The following is a 17,221-nucleotide window of genomic DNA, read 5'->3' as shown; positions in this document are numbered from 1 at the left end:
GCGGCCTGAGCGCGATGAGTTGGGCGCCAGTGCATGACGGGTGAGAGGTCACTCCTCGTCGTCGTCATCTGCGGCCAGCAGGAGGGCGGCCTGCGCCGTGGCCCACTTCTCCGCCTGACGAAACGCTGCCTTGAGCTCTGGATCTCGCTCGGTCTCAGCCGCCTCGGCTGCGGCCGCTCGAGCCTGGTTGAGCTCCGTGGACACGCCACCCATGAATCCCCAGTGACCAGGGAACATGGCGCGTGAGATGGCCGCCAGGGCCTCGTTAGCGTTGTCGTCGCTCAGTGTCCGGGCCCTGGCGAGCAGCCGGCTCGCGAGACCGGGATGGTGGAGTGGCCAGGTGCCGGCGTCTTGAAGCGCCGCGACAAGGCCTGGAAGTGAGCTGCTATCGAGATCATCCACCGCACCGGTGAGACTTTGTGCCTGTGCCGGCGTCATGTGGGAGTGCATGGCAATCGAGACCGCCCTGGATGCTTCCTCGCCTTCACCCCGTCGTGCCCGAGTGACCACCCAGTTGGCCAGGGCCTCGGCGTTCTCGTCGAAGGTTTCCGCGAAGCCCTCGACATCCAGGGGAAGGCGGCCACCTTCGCGACATAGCGTCTCGAGGTGGTCGAGAACCATGTCGGGGCGCGTCCGGGCTATGCCGGCCGCGATCTGCTGAGCGGTGTGGTCCTCCCAGCCGGCGTGATCGATGAGATCCAGGACCGCGTTGGCGTCCTCGCGGCTGAGACTTCGACCCCACGGCAGCCCGTCGTAGGCGCAAGCGCCCTCGAGCGCGCGTATCGCTGCGAAAGGCGATGCACCTTCACGAACCAGCAGCTGCGCCGTCGATGCCGGTTCGAGAGCCAGCAGCTTGTGGGTGCCGATCATGAAACGATCTCTGAGCTCCGGGTCCGAATCCGCTATTCCGCGCCGGTGGAGCTCGACGAACGGCGTGCCGCGGTCTGTCCAGCTGTAGTTGGCGAAGGCATTCGCGATCGCCAGGCGCACGCCGATGCGGAGTTCGGATTCGAGGGTTAGCCAGACCAGCAGACCGGCTTCGTCATGGGCGGCCCAGGCGTCTAGGAGTTGATCCAGGTTCTTGTCGATGGCGCCGGCGGGCCCCTTTGCGATCTCTTGCACCACCTTCGGCAAGAGGTCGGGTCGTGCGAGAGCGAGTCCCCGCCAGAGACCCCACAAGGCAGGAGTCTTCCGAGGTGCAGCAGCCTCGACCTCCGCTGCGCATTGCCGCACGGCCTCGACCAGCTCAGTGACGGTCCCGGAGGTGAGCTGCTCGACGACTTCGGCTATGTGCTGCTCCTGCAGCATCCTCCGATTGTCGACGGTCTCCCGAACGCGTTCGTTGCGTGCGGCCTCAAGCTGCTCGTGCGTCGCCCCGGCCTCCTCGGCAGCTCGTGCCATGGCCGCAGCTTGCAGTTCCGCCAGGGTCGGTAACGCCAGGCCCCGCCGGGTCGGCTTTCCTCGGCCGTAAACGCTCAGAAGAGCTTCCGCCAGATCGTCCTCGCGCTCGTCGAGCTCCGTGACGAGAGTCAGAGCGGCATGGCGACTGCGGATCGACCGGGCATGCTCGGACGTCCACGCGACCTCCATCCGGATCAGCCGACGGATCACCGAGCTGGTGGTCTCCGCCGCGGCGCTTCGAAGTGTTGCGAGCGTGGCCAGGTCGTCGTCCTCCCAGCCCAGGATCTCTTCGATGGTGACCGTCCGTCCGACCAAGCCCGCGGGTTGACGAAGCGCGGTGCAGAGAAGCTCGACGGCCTCGCCGGCTCGGCGGAAGTCCGTTCCGCTCGCCTGCCGGTGAAGAACGGAGCGAATCGCATCCCGAACCGGACGTGCCCAGGCCGCGGAGATGGCGTACGGCCGGAATGAGATTCGGCGCCGGGTCTCCGTGACCGTGTGAGTGCCCTCCTTCGCCAGCAGCGGCCGGAGGGCGAACATCGGCGTCGCCGGCCCCGGTTCGGACAGACGGTTGTCGACCCATCCGGCGATCCGAAGCGGGAATGTAGGGTCGATTAGCTGGCCGACATTGGCGAGCCGGTCTTCGATGACGCGCTCGGGATGTCCGGGGAACTGGTTCGGCGGGCGGGAATCATCGCGGCGCAGCGCCCACAGCGCGTCGAGAACAACCTCCAAGAGCTCTGGAGCTCCGGCCCCGCACTGTCCGTACATCTCCGGGAGCAGTGCAAGGACAGCATGGTGGTCCTCGGCGTTGTTCCCTTGGAGCCTTAGCCGGACCTCTTCGAGCACCTCCACGAACGGTGCCGGCAGAGTTGACGCAAGATTGGCGAGACCGCGGAGGGCGCGGCTCAGTCCCTCGGGGTCCGCGCTGCCGACCCGGTGCCGTACGGCGGCCCAGATCGGGCTGATGATCGAAGGTCCCCCGCGCCGGGCGAGGCGCCAGTCCAGCTCGGCCAGGGTAACAATGAGCCGGTCATCCTCGGGGCTGCCGAAGGTACCCCAGAGTTGCTCCGCGAAGCCTGTGGCGTGAGCGCCGACCGCGGCCTCCGTCTCCAGTAGTTCGTCGGCGAGCACATCGGGCACTACACGGATCAGCCCGTCTCGGGTGACAAGTACGCCGCGGTCCTGCAGACCTTGGCAGAGTCGGAGCAGGTCGATGACCCCAAGACCGCAGAAGGTCGCGATTCTCGAACGGAGTGCGGTGTCGGAGTCATCGACCGGACTGAGAGCCGCGTATACGGCGAATACACGGCGCACAGTTGTAGCTGCGATCCCGTCTACCGGGCCGGTCGCGACTTCCTGATAGCGCGCGAGAACTTGTTGCCGAAGGGCGGTGTCCACGACCGGCGGGGAGGTCAACTCGCCGCGGCGTATCAGGTTGATGGCGATGACCGCCACGTGCGGGGAATCGGTAGCCTGGCCGATGAAGTACTCCCGAGCAGCGAAGGTGAGCTCAAGGCCTTCGGCAAGACCATTTACCAACGCTCGCGCCTCTTGCCTGCTCAGCTGGTCAACGGAGATCGTTTCGACCTGGGCCGGTGCGTACCGGGAAAGTGCGATCTCGGACTGTAAGGAGTTGACGCCCGAGCCTCGCGAGCCGAGGACGAGCTGGGTGCCGTCAGTCAGACGGGCATAGGCCAGCAGCGGCGAAAGGGCGGCCGGGTCCTTGTGTGCGTCGTCGATCATGACGATGGCGGGCGTACTGGGGAGTTCATCCATCGCGGCCTGGTCGAGGACGCGGCCGGGAGAGAGGCAGATAACGGGGATCCCCGGGTGAGCATCCTGGAAACCGCCGAGTGCTTCGGTCAGGAGACGAGTTTTACCGCGCCCGCCAGGCCCTGTCACGACGACAACCTGGGGCCAGTCACTCGCTCGATCAAGCGCGTTGCGTAAAGCGGCGAGTTCCGCTTCGCGGCCGATACGAGGGCCCCGGTCATTGAGAAGGGTGTCTGGGTCGACCCTGTCCGCCGCGAAGGTTTCGATGCTCAGGAAGGCATCCGAGCCGGGTGTCTCGAGCAGGAACTGCCGCGTCTGCTTTCCCCATGTCGCGTCCAGGACGTCTCGGCGCTTGTGAAGTGGGAGGTCGTCGAGGAGCCGGCCCAGACCGCGACGATCCAGGAGCTGCCAGCGAGGATGTTTCTTGATCTCGTTCTGCGCGTTGCGAGATGCCTCGCCGGAGAAGACCAGGTAGTACTCGTCGGCCTCGAACGTGCAGGCGCTCACGGCGGCACGAATATCGGCCGGGGGCAGCTTGTCATAGCGCTTGCATTGCCACGCGGCGGTCGCGCCGTCGCTGAACTCACCCTCGAAGTCGATGCCGTCCTGGGCATCGCCCCGGCGGCCCCGCCGCTCGAGTCGGATGACCCGTCGCACCGGGTCTGGACTAAACCGATGTGCGCTGAGCAGCCTTTCGGTAAAGTCCTCGAACTCGTCCGGCGACAGGTTCGGCGTCGGCGGCAATGTCGGATTCTTCCCGGACAGCGGATCACTCGCCTGCTCCGAGGATCGGTCTACCGAGACGGCGCTCACCCTTTCCGGATACGGAGATGTTGGAGCCCACTCGGCAGGGTATCCCTGGGGCTGCCCAGCGCGCCGCGACGCGCAGTTCCGGCGGGCCCGACATGGACTAGTTCTTCGGGCGGCGGAGCATGCCGGGTCCCGGGAAGATCACCACGGGTGGGCCGGCAGTACGCCGCCGGCCCGCTCTCCCACCGGCTGGCCGCCCGCCGCGTCAACCCGTCGACCTGCCCGGTTCGAATCCGTTCACCGGGCTGGCCGAGCGCTACCCCCGCGCGTGGGCGTGCCTGGACGCGCTTACCGACACCTTCGCCGACGGCGGCCGCGGCCCGCTACGGCTGCCCGCGGCATCGGTACCGGATCTGCCGTCCGACGTCCGCGACAGCGTCCTCGAGCGAGCACAGAATGGACGGCTCGCCGCCGTGGTACATGACCATGATGTGGCTGTGGCCGCCCAACGACGTCCGGCGGCATCGGGGGAGGAAGCCGGCATCCACGGTCTCCGGAATGACCACCTGTGGCTGGGCACCACGGGCCAGTCGATGTGGCTCCCGGTTCAGCTGTAACGGAGGCTGTTGCTGTTTTGGCCGGAGCCGTTACTTCTCGGCGCGGGCCTGATCGAGGCACCGGTGGACGAACGACAGCATCGAGAAGAGGTCGAGTGTGTCCGCCTCGGTGGGGTTCCACAGCAAGCTCGCACGCGTGGTGTGCGCGGCAGGATTTCTGAACGTGCCGAATATTCCTTTGACGAGGTTGACGAATCCTCTTTGTTCACTCTGATCCGATTCTGTTGTATAGGCGTTGATTCGCAGGAGGGGACCGCTGGCAGGTCCGAAGCACGCTTCAAGGAGTTGTGCTCCGTCTCCCGGCAGCCCGCTCATTTGCCGGAGTCGTTCGGATACCCCTTTGGTGGCCTCAAAGATGGCATGGTAGAGCGATTGCCGAATCAGCTCCTGGTCGCAGTAGCGGATCACCTCGGTATGTACGCCGCGGCGTTTCAGTTCGTAACGGAGGCGACCGGTGATGCGGGCTACGTCGTCAAGCGTTGTGGCCGTGTCGATGGCAGGGCCGAGGCGTCCCTGCGCGGTGATCTCCAGACCGAGCAGGGACAGGGGCGGGGCCAACGCTTTGCGAAGCTCCTCGAATCGGGCGGGGTCGCGTAGATAGCGAGCGGGGGTCATCGCCTCGGTCAGGAACCGGCTAATGGCGTCGTTGGTGCCGTCCTGCTGTTGCTGGTGGAGAAGTGCGGTGCAAAGGCGGCTGCGCTTATTGGACGCGTCCAGGACGTCAGGGATACTCAGGGCCGCCAGGAGCTGCTCTATCTCGTTGTTGCTTAGGCCCGGCCACTTGGTACTGGCCAGCGCTTCGGTAACGGACTGGACCACGGCGGGTGGCCAGGCGGTGTTGTCTGGAGTTCGGCCGGTGGCGTTCATGGCTCCTGGCTGTCGTCAGGTCCTTCTTCGTTGGTGGACAGGGGTGCGGCCTCCCAGATGGGGGCGGTCCGGTCGACGTACGGAAGGTTCCGCGGGTCGATGCCTCGGCTTCGGAGCGCGGCCCAGAGTGGACGCAGGGCGGCTTCGGGATCGGTGAGGTATTCGCTGTGTTTGATACGGACGAATTGCCAGTCGGCTCGGCCGAGTTCTTGGTCCCGTTTTAGCTGTTCGTGGATCTGCTCGGGTGTGGCGGGCCGGTCGGGGGTTTCGCACTCGACGGCGAGGCGGCCATTATTGCCGATGACGACCAGGTCGATCGTGGAGCCGCTGATCGGGTATTCGGCGATGACGGCGTAGTTGCGTTCGCGGAGGTCGAGGAAGACGTGTTGCTGCAGGAGGGTGGCGAATCCGTGGTGTAGTTCGTCGCGGCCGGCCTGGTCCAGTTGCGGGTCGATGGCCATCAGGGTCGGCGGGTGTTGCAACCAGGTGAGCAGCGAGTGGCGCATGTCATCGGCATGGAGGTGGACGGCGTCGATGGAGGTGAACAGCCAGAGTTGGTCGCGGGCACGGGAGGCAGCGACGTTGAAACGGCGTTCGTTGACTCGGCCGGTCTGCGGTGGGCGAGGCCGGGCGATCGTCATGGAAAGGAAGATGACGTCGCGTTCGTCGCCTTGGAAGTCCGGCGGCTCCCCGACTCGTATGTCGCGACGCTGGATTTCACTCGAGTCGACCCTGCTGCGGATCATCCGGTCGATCAGGGTGGCTTGGGCACGGCTTTGCAGGACGACGACTCCGATGGACTTGTTCTGATAGTTGGGGTCGATGATCAGCTTCTGGATCTGGTCGACGATTGCTTCGGCTTCGGCTGGGTTCTTGGGGTTCGTGGAGGCGCCTTCTTCGATGGCGTTGGCGACCGGGATGACCTCGGTGGGTTTGAGCCGGTCGGCGCCGAACTGCCGGAGCGGTATGAGGCTGTCGCGGTAGAATTGGCGGGATGACCATCCGATGATCTCGGGCATGCAGCGGAAGTGTTCTTTGAGCCGGATGACGCCGGGGAACCTTGCGGAGAGCAGTTCGTAGAGGTTCGAGACGGGGTTGAAGCTTTCGCGGACGTGCTCGCTCAGGGCGTTGAGGTGGTGGTCGATCGATTCGTGGACGGTAGCCAGTTCGGTGCGCAGGCCGGGTGCGCATTGCCGGTCGTCGCCGACGATGATCACTCGTGGGGCGAGGCAGAGCAGGAACAGGGCGTCGATGCCGGCCTGGCTGGCCTCGTCGACGATGACCACGTCGAAGCTGCCGGGCTGGATGTCGATGGTTTCGATGACGTTGCTCAGCGGCATGATCCATGCCGGGACCGCGGCTTGGGCGTCGTGCATGGCGCTGCGTGCGGCGTTCAGGCGGCGTTCCGCGTGTTTGCTCTTTCCCCGGCCGTAGGAGCTCATCGCGGTTCGATAGTCCTGCAGAGCTGCGCGCTGTTCCTCGGTGACGTTGGTCAGGCAGTGCAGCAGCGCCCGGCCACCGGCGAGTTGTGCGGTGACGTCGGCCAGTTGGGTGTCGAGATCGCGCAGACGGCGTTCGGTGTCGTCGCTGCCGGCGGAGGTGATCAGGCGCTGATATCGGACGGCGGTGGACCAGGCCCAGGCGGCGCTCAGCCGGGCGAGCTGGGAGTCCCAGGCCGGGTGATGCGGGTCTTGGGTCAGCCGGGCCGCGAGGTCGGGGTGCCGGGTGCGCAGTCGACCGGTGAGCTCGGTGCAGTGGTGCTCCCGGGCGTGGTCGAGGGCAGCCTTGCCGGCTTTGGCGCGCAGGGATGCGTAGCTGGTGATGTCGCGGTCGCGCAATGCGGCGATTAGTTGCAGTACTTCGGGTGCGGCGTCCGGGTCGTAGCTGACCGTGGTGAGCCGGCCCTGGATGGCGTCGAGGGTGTCTTGTTCGGTGCGGGCGCGGGCGATCAGCGGGGCCGCCTGGATGGCGCGGACGGTCCGGTCCCACTGTTGTGGTGTGCGGATCGGGAAGCGGATCCCGTGCCGGCGCAGGTGGTGTTCGATGTGGTCGCGGATCCCGGCGAGGGCGTCAATCGTGGCTGCGCCGCGTTCGATGTCGCGCAGCTGAGCCAGTCGGCCGCTGAGTCGTGGCGCGGGTGCCGCGTTCCCGGTCGGCCAGGCCCGTAGCGCGGTGTCGACGGTTGTCGTGGCGTGCAGGTAGGTGATGGCTACCTCGAGCGCGTCGACGGTGTCCGGCGGGGCTTGTTCGACGGTGCACGCGGTCAGTAGTTCGGCCGCTTCGAGCTCGGCGGGGTGGGCGGGCAGGTAGCGGTGGATCCAGTGGCGTTGTTTCAGGTAGGCGCGCAGTCGCCGGGCCTGGCCGAGCAGCCGGACCGGGTCGGCGGCCGGATCCACGCTGACCCTGGTGTCCGCCGCGGCGACGCGGACCGTGGTATCGGTGATGACGGCCCGCAGTTCGGTGCGCCCGGTGGCCCAGTATTCGGGGTTCTGCCGGGCGAGCCTGTCTCGGGCGGCGTGCAGCCGCCAATCGTCGCTGCCCCAGTGCGCGGTCAGTTCGGAGAGGCCTACCTCGGCGAGGCTGTCCGCGGCTTGGTGGATGAGCTGAACGACGTCGGTGAGCGGCTGCCGGTCCAGGTTCAGCAGCGGCGCTACCTCGGTGCGGTCGGCGCCGAGGAGATCGTCGACCCGGTTGAGGTGGGCGAAGGCGGTGTTGATCTCCAGCGGTTCCGGCAACGAATCGATGTCGGGCAGGCGTTGCCGGCCGCGGACGGCTCGTTCCGGGGTCGTGGTGCGAAGCAGGTCGAGCAGCGCGACTGCTTCGCTGTCAGTCAAGGCCGGGGTGTCGGTGGCGGTCGGCGGGAGTTCGCCGATCCATTCGTACGCGGGCCGGTCGGCCTCGATCGCGCGGACGATGTCCACGAGGGTGCCGCTGTATCGACCGGCGCCATGCCGGTGGACCGAGTACTGGTCCTCGCGGACGATCTGCAGGTCCAGCAGGGCGGCTTTACGTCGCTGCAGCAGGTCCTGTCGCCGGTCGGTGAGCCGTTCCACCGTGCGTGCCAGTTGCGCCGTGTCGGTGCCGGTCTGCAGCTCGGACAGGGCGGTGATGCTGCGGTCGAGGGAGTCGTCGGCGCCGCGCCGCAGCCCGGTCGCGAGCACGCACAGGTCGCGTACGTCCTCCGGGATTTTGTCCTTCAGGACCCGGAGCGCCTGGCCTTTCTCGCTGGTGACCAGCACCCGCTGCCCGTCGGCGAGCAGGGCGCAGATGAGGTTCGCGATCGTGTGGGTCTTGCCCGTGCCGGGCGGCCCCTGGATCACCGCGGCCGTGTCGCAGCGCAGCACCTTGAGGATGCGCCGCTGTTCGGCGTTGCTCGACAGGGGAAGCAGGGGATCCGCGTCGTCCAGAAAGCTCGCCCGCGCGGTCTGCGCAAGCCACTGCTGCTTCTGCTCACGCTCGAACGGGACGACCAGTTGAGCCAGGCCGAGCGGCGCCGCGGCACCGGGTTGCTGCAGGTCGGCCGCGAGGCGGCCGTAGAACTCGATAAGCCGGCTACGGGTGCGCGGCCGCAGCAGCAAAGCCGGCGACAGGGTGAGCGCCGACTCACCGGGTTCCTCGATCGGCGTCCAGGTGTGCGGATCGACCCGCAGCGGCTCGGGCCAGCAGCGCCGCTTCCATTCCATGAGCCAGCCGGCCACCTGCGCAGATAGCGGCGTGAGATCGGCGGCTTGGTCGACCAGCATAGCGCTGATTTCCCGTTCCGCTGTGAAACCGTCCTCGGCGCTGAGGAAGTCGCGATCCTCCAGCCGGAAACCGGTCGTCAGCGAGGGCAGCAGGCGCACCGTTTCGGCGATGACGTCCACGGACAGCTCGACCGGACAGGTCAGCAGATGCCGCCGTACTGGACGCTGGGCCGCTGGGATTCTCAGCAGCCCGATACCGAACAGCAGCTCGTGAGTATCGCTCAGCTCGACGGCTCGACGACCCAGCGCCTCGAGCCGGCGGTACCTGTCAATGACCGGCCCGGCCTGCTGGGGAGGCTCGGAAACCGGCGGGCAGCGGATCTCCAGCAGTTCGCCCGCGCCCTCGCCGGCGAGGTGCTCTCGGTAGTCGTCAAGCCAGATCGTGCCGTCGTCCGCGGTGTCACGGACCTGCCCGGAAGACTGCTCCACCAGCTCCTTAAGGTAAGCGACCAGCCCGCTCGTGCGCTGCACCACGTACTCGTCGGTCAACGAGAGCGAAGACAACACGCCTCACAGCTTGCATCCATCACGTTACATCCAGCAACAGCGCTGCGGATGAATGAATGCCATTCGGCGACAGCCCACCGGACGACTGGCGACATAGCTACCTCAACACTGTCGTAGGTGGGCAGCGACGCACACAAGCGGACTGTCGCGCAGCGCTTTAGCCATGGGACGTTACGGGCGAATCTCTTTCACTTCGAGTGAATCCGGTCATGACGGTCTGGTAAATCCACTCGGTCGCCGGGTTCCCGATACCACGATGAAACGGTGAGCGAGGCGCGACATGACCAGAGACCCGACTGCAGGGGCAGGGCTCAGGGAAGGTAATGGATTGCCCGGTGAGCGTCTTGGGTGGACACTCCTGATCTTGGTGGTATGAGGCCGGGTGCGTCCTTTCAATGATCATTCAGGTGTCGAAACTGAAAGTTGATCGATCGAGGACCGCGCCCGTTGGGATCGTCATCGCTGATCGGTGTGCTGGCTGTGCACGCGGATCAGGACCCCGTGTCGCTGCCCGCGTCGTGCCGGGAGAGTCTGGTCAAGGCGTTGGCCAGGGTGCCGGATCGGCGTGATCGGTGGGTGTGGTGCATCCGCTGGCCGGGGTCCTGGCCACCGCGGTTGCTGCGGTACTGGCCAAAGCCCGATCGGCTGCTGCGGTCGCGGAGTGGGCGGGCGACCTCCGCAGCAGGTCCTGGCCGGGCTAGAGGTGTGGCGCGATCCGCTCACCGGGGTCCATCGGGCGCCGGACGAGTCAACCTTCCGCAGGATTGTGGCCGGTGTCGACGCCGACGCCCTGGACGACATGGCTGGCCGTGGGTCGTCGCATCCCGGCCCGTGGGTACCGGCCGGCGCGTGTACAGCGTGGACGGGCGAACTTGACGCGGTTGCGGCCCGACCGGTGCTCAGATACATCTGCTCGCCGTGCTGGACCAACACACCGGCACCGTCCTCGGTCTGGGCACGCCACGCGCACCGGCCGAGGCTGTGACGTTACGGCGGGCCCGGGGAGCGTCCGCCGCGACGCCAACCATCTCGCGGTATGCTAAGGCGCCTCAGGGCATTTGGGCACCGATGCCTGATTCGCGATCAGCGACGAGTGAATGTACCCGTAGCGCGGAGACGAGATCCGGAACCAACGGTTCGACGGGTAGTTAGAGTTCGGCGGGTAGACGACGGTGCCGGTGTCGTACCAGCAGGTCATCACGACGGCTGTTCCGTTTGGGTAGTAGCCGTACGACGTGCATGATACGTCGGGGCAGCCGCGGACATTCGCTCCGCCTGAATTGGAGTTGATGTACGCACAGCAGGACCACGACGCGACCGCCGTACCGACGGCAGGCGACGCAGCGATCGCTGGTCCGCTCGTCATCAACAGGCCTCCTGCGAGCGCGGCGACGACCATCGACAGTCTCTTCAGACTTCGAATCAGCCTTGGAATGGGCACTAGCTTCCTCCTCTGATCTTGCTCGGGTACGTGGCCAGCGCTATGCAGAAGGGGCCTGCCGACGCTGGCGGACGAACCTTCGCATCCGCCGGACAGGCTGGTCGATGTTTGCGGCGGCAGCCCGTACACATCCGTACAGTCCTCCAAGGCACTAGAGTTCCCTCTGAGCTCCCAGAGGCGATTACGTTGCTGACCGACTTCGCTCGAGAACTGTCGCTATTACGAGGAGGCCGCCGATTCGTCCGTCCGGCAGCTTGCCGCGCGCATCGCAGTCGTCGGTGCGCACGGCACAATCGACGACGGTTCGCTGGTCGTTTCGTGCCGTCGGCTTCTTCCGAGCCGCTGTTTGTAGACGTCATGCGGCGCCACTAACGACGCCGACATCGGACTATGGCTAGACGCATGGCGGTAACAACCGGCGGCACGGGCCCAAGCCGTACCGAGGAGTGTCATCGTTCAGACGAGCTACGCCGAATGGTTCTTCAGCTAGCAGGAACTGACCGCGACTCTCGTGGCCCGGGCAACCGCGTTGCGCGACAGCGGCGGCGTGCAACTGGTGGTCGGCGCGTCCGGCTCGGGTAAGTCGTCGCTCCTAAGTGCCGATCTCCTCCATCGGTTGCGGTGGCGAGTGGCTGCGTCACCGCCTCGAATGCAGGAGTCGCGAACAGCCTAAGGTCGACACTCCGTACAGACTCCGTACAGCCAGCGGGCCCGTTACTGTCGCATTATCGACTCCTGCATCGACCGGTCGGCGATACCTTCCTGTCATGGATCAGGTCGAGGTAGCCGATCCGGCCGAGATCAGAACCCGCGGTGACTTCGCTCGAGAGTTGACGGTCCTTCGGACGCAGGCCGGTCTTACGGTCCGGCAGGTGTCGGCGAAGGCGGAGGCGTTCGGCGCGCACAGCACTATCGGAGACTGGTTCGCCGGGCGCGGTCTGCCGTCAGGCTCCTCCCAGGAATTGTTCGTCCGGGTGCTCTCGGCGTGCGGCGCCGGAGAAGAGAGTTCTATCGGTACGTGGCTCGACGCCTTGAATCGGGTCAGACGTGTTACAAAGCGGCATGGCCGTGGCCCAGCCCCCTATCGGGGCCTGGCGAGCTTTCAGCTCGAGCATGCTGGCTGGTTCTTCGGCCGTCGCGCTCTGGCCGAGCGGCTGACCCGCCAACTGGCCGAACTCCGCGATACCGGTGGCGGCATTCAACTCGTCATCGGCGCCTCCGGAGCGGGAAAGTCGTCGCTGCTGCGAGCGGGTGTGATGGCCGTGGACCGAGAAGGGCCGTTGAGCGATTGCGAGATGCGGCTCATGACGCCCGGCGCTCGCCCGTTGCATGAGCTGACGAAGACCACCGAGGATTTGCCGCCGCGTGCTCTGCTCATCGTTGACCAATTCGAGGAGGCCTTCACGGCCTGCCCGGATCCGGACGAACGACGAGCGTTCGTCACCGCTCTTGCTTTGCTCGCGGATGGACCTGCCGGCGCTGTGGTGGTTCTTGGTCTCCGGGCCGACTTCTATGCTCAGGCGCTCGGTGAACCCGCGCTCTACGAGCCGCTCGCTGAACGGTCGTTCACCGTCGGTCCGATGGCTGACCGTGAGCTGCGCGAAGCCATCGTCGAACCGGCGAGGGCGGCGGGCGTCGATCTCGAAGATGGACTTGTCGAGCTGCTGCTGCGCGACGCGGTCTCGCGTCGTGCCGAGTCGACGGGGGTGTTGCCGCTGCTGTCGCACGCGCTTTTCGCGACCTGGTCCCACGGTGACGGCCATCGTATGACGATCAACGACTATCGCGAGATCGGTGGGCTCGACCAAGCCGTGGCCGCGACGGCGGACACGGTCCTCGCCGGGCTCACCGAGACGCAGCGCGACGACGCACGGAGACTGTTCCTGAACCTGGTCCGGGTCTCGACCGATACCGCGGACACCCGGCGACGTATGTCCCGCGATCGCCTGATCGAAGCAGTCGACGCCACCCGCAGCCTCGAGGTGAGCGAGATCCTCGACCGGTTCGTCGTCGACCGTCTGATCACAGTCGACGACGAGGGCGTGCAGATCAGCCACGAAGCGCTGCTGGCCGCCTGGCCGACACTATGCGGCTGGCTTGCCGCCGACCGAGACGGCCTGCTGCTTGAGCAACGACTGTCGGAGGCAGCGGCCGACTGGCGAGCAGCCAGCCATGATCGCGGACTGCTCTATCGCGGCCTACGGCTGACTACCGCACAGCAGTGGGCGGAGAGCCGGTCCGCTGCGTTGCCGTCACCCGCCCGCGAATTCCTGGAGACCAGCATCCGGCACGACCATCGCCGGGTTCGTCGCCTCGTCCAGGTCTTCGCCGCGCTGCTCGTCCTGGTTCTGACGTCGGCTCTGCTCGCTGCCTATGCCTTCGACCAACGTACCGTTGTCACCGGCCAGCGGCGTGAGGCGGTCGATCAGCGCAACCAGGCCATCTCCCAGTTGGTCGCGACCAGGGCTGACCGGCTACGCAGCAGTGACCCGTCGCTTGCCTATCAGCTCAGTCTCGCCGCGTATCGGACTTCGCCGACCGTCGAGGCCCGGTCGAGCCTGCTCAGCTCCTCGGTCGGCCCTCAGGTCGCCCGCCTTCTCGGAGCGGGCAGCCCCGTGCAGGCGCTGGCATATCGCTCCGACCACCGCGTGCTCGCTGCCGCGAGCGTCGACGGCAGAGTGCGCCTTTGGGACTCCTCTGATCCGAACGTCAGCCCAGTTCCGCTCGGTGGACCACTCACCGGAGCCACCGGTGATCTGTACGGACTGGCGTTCAGCTCGGATGGCCGTCTACTGGCCGCGGCCGGCGCCGACCGGCGTGTATATCTGTGGGACACGGCGGATCCACGGCACCCGAACGTGTTGCCAGTACCGCTGGCCGGTCCAGCCTCCACCGTGTACGCCGTCACTTTCGACCCGTCTGGGCACGTCCTCGCGGCGGCCGCTGCCGACGGCAAAATCTGGCGCTGGGATCTGACCGATCCGCACCGGCCGCACCGTCTTACCTCGCTGACCGGATTCACCGGCGCTGTACAGGCGGTGACGTTCGCGCCGGATGGCCGGCGCCTCGCAGCCGGCGGCGCGGACGGGACCGTACGTCTGTGGCGCACCACGGCGCCCGGCTCTGCCCAGCCAGTTGCAACGATCCGCGCCGGGCAGTTCAAGGTGTACGCCGTCGCGTTCAGCCCGGACGGATCCACGCTCGCGGCCGGGGGCGGCGACAAGATTATCCGGCTGTGGCAGGTCACCGGCACATCGGCACCCCGCCCCGAGCCGGCTGCGTTCACCGGCCCGACCAGCTGGATCAACGCTATCCAGTTCAGCCCGGACGGCCGCAGCATCGCCGCCGGCAGCTCCGACAAGCGCGCCACCGTATGGGACCTCCGCACCGGACGTGTGACCGATACCCTTCCGGTTCCTTCCCCGGTCACCGCACTCACCTACGGCACCGACGCCCAAACGATCATCGCTGCCGCCACCGACGGCGCCGTCCGCATCTGGCATCTTCGCGGACCGTTGCTCGCCGGGCACTCCGACGCCGTTTTCAACGCCGTCTACATGCCCGGCCCATCGGCGATCCTGGCGACCGCCAGCCGCGATCAAACCGTGCGACTGTGGAATGTGACCGACCGCCGGCGCCCTCAGCCGCTCGGCGTACCCCTGCACCGGGCCGGACTCAGCGCCAGCATCGCCCTCAGCCCGGACGGACACACCTTGGCTGCCGGCACCCGGACTGGCCAGGTCGACCTCTGGAACATCAGCGACCTGCGGCATCCCAGCCAACAGCCCGTCCCACTGACCGGATCCGCCGCGCTGGTCGAGTCGGTGGCCTTCAGCCCGGACGGTCAGCTGCTCGCCGCAGGCTCCGACGACGGCACCGTCCGGGTCTGGAACCTGGCGACGGCCGCGGCGACGCCGGTCGCCACCGTCGCTGCCGACGATGCGTCGATGATCCTCTTCGTGACCTTCAGCCCCGACAGCCGCACTCTCGTCTCGACCACCACCGCCGGGACCGCAAGCCTCTGGGACGTCACCGATCCGGACCGCCCATCGGCGCTCGGCCCACCACTGGGCGGCTTCTCGGGCTACGCCTACAGCGCCGCGTTCAGTCCGGACGGCAAAACCTTGGCCGTGAGCAGCGCCGACCGCACCACCCGACTGTGGAACCTCGGCGACCCGCATCGACCGCGGGCACTCGGCCCAGCACTAACCGGACCGGCCAGCTACGCCTACTGGGCCACCTTTTCTCCGGACGGCCGCTCGCTGGCAGTCGCCTCTACCGACGACGCCGTCTGGATCTGGAATGTCGCCGACCCGAGCCGGCCAACCCCCTGGGCGACTTTGACCGGCGCCACTGACGCCCTCTACACCGCGCAGTACAGCCCTGACGGGCGGACCCTCGCAGCTGCCGGTGCCGCTGCCACCACGCTGCTGTGGGACACCGACGTCGATCGCGTCAGCGGGTGGGTCTGCGCGACCAGCGGAGATTGGATCACAGCAGCCGAGTGGCATCAATACGTCCCTGGTGTGCCGTACACCCCTCCATGCGCCCCAGCCCGCAAAACGCCCGGTTAGCCGTTGAGCATGGTCAGGACGACACCGGTGGTCAGCGCTCCGACAGCCGCACCCGCAACGACCTGGGCGACCGTGTGCTCCCGGAGCACGACGCGGGACCATCCGATAACGACCAGGATCGGGAATGCCGGCAGCGCGGCGACGCCGAACGTCATAGCGAGGACGGTGGTGCAACCAGACGCGGCACCCGTGTGGATCGAGATCTTCCACCAGTGCGTGACGGCGATCGTGATAACGATGCCTGCGACACCTGCGATCATCACCGCGAGCAGCTGACGGGGGGCGTGCAGAACCGTCAAGAGCGCGAACCCCAGCATCACGGATAACAACGAAACCAGGAGCGGCACCGCGCGGTCGGCACGGTTCCGGACGTGGTGATCGGAAAGACGCCCCGAGCGGGTCCGTCGGAGCACGAAGACGAACGGAACGACTGCCGAGAAGACCGAAGCGAGCAGACCCAGCCAGAGGCCACGATATCCGCCGCTCTCATAGCCGATCAGCGGTAGCAGGAGTCCGACCAGCAACGTCGGTGTACTCGCCTCGGTCACGACCCGCGCGAGGACGCGGAGGGCCTTCACACCCGACCAGGTTCCGTTTGCACCGCGAGCTCGTCGGCCAGACCGCCGAACCGTCGGGTCCGGCGTTGGAAGGCCCGAACTGCCTCGCGTAGGTGTTCGGCCCGGAAGTCGGGCCACAACACGTCGGTGAACATGAGCTCCGAATAGGCCAGCCGCCAGAGCAGGAAGTTGGACAGGCGCTGCTCGCCCGCTGTGCGGATGACCAGGTCGGGGTCGGGCATGTCGGGCCTTTCGAGGTACGCGGCGACGGTGCGAGAGTCGATCTGGTCAGCGGGTACGCCCTGGCGCACAATCGTCTGCACGGCGTCGGCGATCTCCGAACGGCCACCGTGGTTAAAGGCGAGCGTAAGGGTCATCCGGCGGTTTTCGGCGGTCAACTCCTCGATCTCAGTCATCTCGGTGCTCAGCGACGCGGGTACAGGCTCGCGCCGCGCGCCGAGGTAGCGGACCCGGATGCCGCGCTGGTGGAAGTATGCGCCGTGCCGCCGGATCACTGCGCTGTTAAACGCCATGAGGAAGGCGACCTCGGCTGCGGGACGTGACCAGTTCTCGGTCGAGAAGGCGAACAACGTGATCCACGGGATGCCCATGTCCAGGGCGGCGTCGACGAAGGCGAGAATCGCCGCCTCGCCGGCCGCGTGGCCGTCGATACGTTCGAGGCCGCGCCGGGTAGCCCAGCGACCGTTTCCGTCCATGATGCAGGCCACATGCGTGGGTACGGGTCCCTCAGCGCTAATCATCGGCTCCGCTCCTTCCTCTGCGGTCTTGTGTCCAGGAAAGGGTCCGATTGGCACGCTGGAGAAGCAGTTCGCGGATTCCCGTACAGGTCCGTACAGGCTCTGAGGTGGCGATCTCATGATCGGCTGAGTCCGATAGGATCCATGCCCACGTCCGGTGGGTCCGACATCTTGGCGCGTCGACCGGGAGGTGCCGTGCGAGGACGAAGCTGGCTCCGGCTAACCACCACGAT

The 17,221-nt window shown here is 66.8% G+C and carries 7 protein-coding genes; 2 read left to right on the top strand and 5 right to left on the bottom strand.

The window, feature by feature from the left end; genetic code table 11:
- Nucleotides 1-48: 48 nt before the first annotated feature.
- The 3 genes from AB0M88_RS05295 to AB0M88_RS05285 form a co-directional block, all read right to left on the bottom strand.
- Entirely contained in the window at nucleotides 49-3,987 is a 3,939-nt protein-coding gene (locus AB0M88_RS05295; RefSeq protein WP_364095648.1) for a restriction endonuclease, read from the bottom strand.
- A 584-nt stretch (nucleotides 3,988-4,571) separates the two neighbouring features.
- Nucleotides 4,572-5,408 (bottom strand): TIGR02391 family protein, encoded by an 837-nt coding sequence (locus AB0M88_RS05290; RefSeq protein WP_364095646.1) that lies wholly within the window; start codon nucleotides 5,406-5,408, stop codon nucleotides 4,572-4,574.
- Nucleotides 5,405-9,658, bottom strand: a complete 4,254-nt coding sequence (locus AB0M88_RS05285; RefSeq protein WP_364095644.1) for an AAA domain-containing protein — start codon at nucleotides 9,656-9,658, stop codon at nucleotides 5,405-5,407. The genes AB0M88_RS05290 and AB0M88_RS05285 overlap by 4 nt, the downstream gene beginning before the upstream one ends.
- Before the next feature lie 1,937 nt (nucleotides 9,659-11,595).
- On the opposite strand from AB0M88_RS05285, the gene AB0M88_RS05280 reads away from it, so the two are divergent.
- On the top strand, nucleotides 11,596-11,772 hold the full coding sequence (locus AB0M88_RS05280) for a hypothetical protein (RefSeq protein ID WP_364095749.1): 177 nt from the start codon (nucleotides 11,596-11,598) through the stop codon (nucleotides 11,770-11,772).
- Nucleotides 11,773-11,866: 94 nt separating this feature from the next.
- Nucleotides 11,867-15,673: a hypothetical protein gene (locus AB0M88_RS05275; RefSeq protein ID WP_364095641.1), complete on the top strand. Its 3,807-nt coding sequence runs from the start codon at nucleotides 11,867-11,869 to the stop codon at nucleotides 15,671-15,673.
- Here AB0M88_RS05275 and AB0M88_RS05270 read toward each other — a convergent pair.
- Both AB0M88_RS05270 and uppS read right to left on the bottom strand, forming a co-directional pair.
- The gene (locus AB0M88_RS05270) at nucleotides 15,670-16,251 is read right to left on the bottom strand and encodes a phosphoesterase PA-phosphatase (protein WP_364095638.1); all 582 of its coding nucleotides are present in this window, start codon (nucleotides 16,249-16,251) and stop codon (nucleotides 15,670-15,672) included. The genes AB0M88_RS05275 and AB0M88_RS05270 overlap by 4 nt on opposite strands.
- Nucleotides 16,248-16,991, bottom strand: a complete 744-nt coding sequence (uppS, locus tag AB0M88_RS05265) for a polyprenyl diphosphate synthase (RefSeq protein ID WP_364095635.1) — start codon at nucleotides 16,989-16,991, stop codon at nucleotides 16,248-16,250. Before uppS ends, AB0M88_RS05270 begins: the two co-directional genes overlap by 4 nt.
- Nucleotides 16,992-17,221 lie beyond the last annotated feature (230 nt).

This window comes from Actinoplanes sp. NPDC051411 (assembly GCF_040682075.1).
Classification (GTDB): domain Bacteria; phylum Actinomycetota; class Actinomycetes; order Mycobacteriales; family Micromonosporaceae; genus Actinoplanes.
Note: the sequence above shows the minus strand (reverse complement) of the source record. Positions and strands in the feature narration are given on the sequence as shown.

What these genes read in the sequence shown, in the direction of transcription:
- AB0M88_RS05290 (WP_364095646.1), bottom strand. Translation starts at nt 5,408, where the DNA reads ATGAACGCCACCGGCCGAACTCCAGACAACACCGCCTGGCCACCCGCC.
- AB0M88_RS05275 (WP_364095641.1), top strand. Translation starts at nt 11,867, where the DNA reads ATGGATCAGGTCGAGGTAGCCGATCCGGCCGAGATCAGAACCCGCGGT.
- uppS (WP_364095635.1), bottom strand. Translation starts at nt 16,991, where the DNA reads ATGATTAGCGCTGAGGGACCCGTACCCACGCATGTGGCCTGCATCATG.